The sequence below is a fragment of the Streptococcus sp. DFI.7.26 genome (genome assembly GCF_022240605.1).
GTDB classification, from domain to species: domain Bacteria; phylum Bacillota; class Bacilli; order Lactobacillales; family Streptococcaceae; genus Streptococcus; species Streptococcus xiaochunlingii.
Window position 1 is genome coordinate 1 of record NZ_JAKOGN010000025.1, and the last position, 2,617, is coordinate 2,617.

Here is a 2,617-nt window from a genome sequence, read left to right on the forward strand (position 1 = left end):
GAACAGGAAAAGAGACAGATATCACTACAAGTTATCAGCAACATCTTAAAAGACTTATTGCGGATAACAATAGCGATATTCAAAGCAGTCAAAAGAAAATTGAAGAGCTACATACGTTGATTGACACAAAGAATAAAGATAATAAGAAATTGCAGTCCATTTATGATGCGATTTCGGAATTACACTAAGCAGTCTTAAAAGGCTGCTTTTTTTGAGAGGTTATAGATGTTTACAAAACTTTTTAAGAAAAAACAAGACAATAGTGATGTATTTAAGAAGCTAATTCATAGACTATCTGATATGCCCGTCCAAAATCTTGAAAAAATTGACAGACTGTTAGATATCATTTTCACTCCAGATCAAGAATCAGAACAAGTAAAAACAGAATCAATTTATAGGGAAGAAACATTGGACGACACATTAAAGGAAGCTAAAAATCAACTTCATAAGGAACAATTGGAGAAGAATTTAGAGAGATTTAGGAAAAATAGTCAATAACGCACCAAAATTGGTGCGTTATACTTTTTTATGCTATAATTGAATTATAAAAATAAAGGAGTTTGCCATGATTGGAAAGAACATAAAATCCTTACGTAAAACACACGACTTAACACAACCCGAATTTGCCCAAATTATAGGAATTTCTCGAAATAGCTTGAGTCGTTATGAAAATGGAACTAGTTCAGTCTCTACGGAGCTAATAGACATCATTTGTCAAAAGTTTAATGTATCTTATGTCGATATTGTAGGAGAAGACAAAATGCTTAATCCTGTTGAAGATTATGAACTGACTTTAAAAATTGAAATAGTGAAAGAAAGAGGTGCTAATCTATTATCTCGACTTTATCGTTATCAAGATAGTCAGGGAATTAGCATTGATGATGAATCTAATCCTTGGATTTTAATGAGTGATGATCTATCTGACTTGATTCATACGAATATCTATTTAGTTGAAACTTTTGATGAAATAGAGAGATATAGCGGCTATTTGGATGGAATTGAGCGCATGTTAGAGATATCTGAAAAACGGATGGTAGCTTAATGGAAATCCAAGATTATACTGATAGTGAATTCAAACATGCTCTAGCACGGAATCTTCGTTCTCTGACAAGAGGAAGAAAGTCCAGTAAGCAACCTATAGCGATTTTGCTTGGAGGGCAAAGTGGTGCTGGCAAGATTACAATTCATCGTATTAAACAGAAAGAATTTCAAGGAAATATTGTTATCATAGATGGCGATAGTTTTCGTTCTCAGCATCCACACTATTTAGAACTGCAGCAAGAATATGGCAAAGATAGTGTAGAATACACCAAAGATTTTGCAGGGCAAATGGTAGAGTCTTTAGTAACAGAATTGAGTCATTTGGGATACAATCTTTTGATAGAGGGAACTTTACGAACGATTGATGTTCCAAAGAAAACAGCACAACTCTTGAAAAGTAGGGGATATGAAGTACAATTAGCCTTGATTGCGACAAAGCCTAAGCTGTCCTATCTGAGCACCCTTATCCGATACGAAGAACTATACGCTATCAATCCAAATCAAGCACGTGCAACTCCAAAAGAACATCATGATTTCATTGTAAATCATCTAGTTGATAATACACGGCAATTGGAAGAACTAGCTATCTTTGAAAGAATTCAAATTTACCAACGAGATAGAAGTTGTGTATATGATTCAAAAGAAAATACAACTTCAGCAGCAACCGTTCTTCATGATTTACTATTTGGAGAATGGAATCAAGTGGAGAAAGAGATGTTGAAGGTGGGGGAAGAAAAATTGAGAAAATTTTAATCAGTCATGTTTTATGTTAATATCAAATAGAAAGAATAGGTGAAAACTATGGAATTAAGAGCAATATTAGGAAAAGAATTTGAGGGGATTGTTATAGAGTTTCAAAATAGAGGAATAATATTTGAAGGTCAATTTAAAATAATGACTTCAATGTTTTGTAAGAAATATTCAACGGAGTTCTGTAAATTATTGGAAAAGGAAACAGGATTGAACGTGTGGTATGGTTATCAGGTTCCTTATTTTTTCTATTACGATAGTGAAAGGTACGATAAAAAAACAGCTTCTCTTGTTGCAGAAGAGTACCAAATTAAAAAAGGGAATTTGTAATAATTTCCGTAGAGGAGTTATAAAACAGTAAATATTTATTATGAGGTTGCAGATTATATGGGCAAAGTAATGAGACAATATAATGAATTTTATATAAAATTGCAAAAAGAGTTTAAACTGGCTCATAATATGACCATAGAAGCTATGCCAGCAAAATTTTCCAACAAAGATTATGTTAAAAAATTTACTTATATGTTTCCTGATAAAATTTCTAGACTGTTAATAGAAAGAAACTATTGGTATGGTAAACGTATTATTAAAAAAATTTAGTTAAAATTCAGAGTAAAAGGATGTCTTTAGAAACTAATGATTTTATTCTTGAAACATCTAAATATATAAGAAGACGAGTAAGAAAAAATATTTCGAGTATTGAAGAGAGAAAAACTCAGGCAGATGAAATTCGAAAAAAATCTTTAGCAAAATTAAAGCTGCAAACTATAATGGGAAGATTTACTCCATTTTCTTCAGGAATTGAGATTTTGCCCATCTCTTTTTA

Annotated in this window: 6 protein-coding genes and 1 pseudogene; all 7 read left to right on the forward strand. The window is 31.9% G+C overall.

Features of this window, described 5'->3' with window-relative positions; all coding sequences use genetic code 11:
- Window positions 1–188, forward strand: a 188-nt coding sequence (locus L0M85_RS09585; protein WP_235800613.1) for a DUF5945 family protein, incomplete at its 5' end; no start/stop codon positions are given.
- 37 nt (window positions 189–225) lie between these two features.
- Complete coding sequence (locus L0M85_RS09590; protein WP_000494441.1) at window positions 226–498, forward strand: hypothetical protein; 273 nt, start codon at window positions 226–228, stop codon at window positions 496–498.
- A 67-nt stretch (window positions 499–565) separates the two neighbouring features.
- A complete protein-coding gene (gene pezA, locus L0M85_RS09595) occupies window positions 566–1,042 on the forward strand; it encodes a type II toxin-antitoxin system antitoxin PezA (protein WP_000579610.1) in 477 nt (158 codons plus the stop codon).
- Complete coding sequence (gene pezT, locus L0M85_RS09600; RefSeq protein ID WP_238656925.1) at window positions 1,042–1,794, forward strand: type II toxin-antitoxin system toxin PezT; 753 nt, start codon at window positions 1,042–1,044, stop codon at window positions 1,792–1,794. Before pezA ends, pezT begins: the two co-directional genes overlap by 1 nt.
- A gap of 48 nt (window positions 1,795–1,842) precedes the next feature.
- A complete protein-coding gene (locus L0M85_RS09605; protein ID WP_000423012.1) occupies window positions 1,843–2,121 on the forward strand; it encodes a hypothetical protein in 279 nt (92 codons plus the stop codon).
- A gap of 57 nt (window positions 2,122–2,178) precedes the next feature.
- A complete protein-coding gene (locus L0M85_RS09610) occupies window positions 2,179–2,391 on the forward strand; it encodes a hypothetical protein (protein ID WP_000521157.1) in 213 nt (70 codons plus the stop codon).
- A gap of 20 nt (window positions 2,392–2,411) precedes the next feature.
- A pseudogene (locus L0M85_RS09615) lies at window positions 2,412–2,617 on the forward strand (hypothetical protein); the annotation flags it as partial.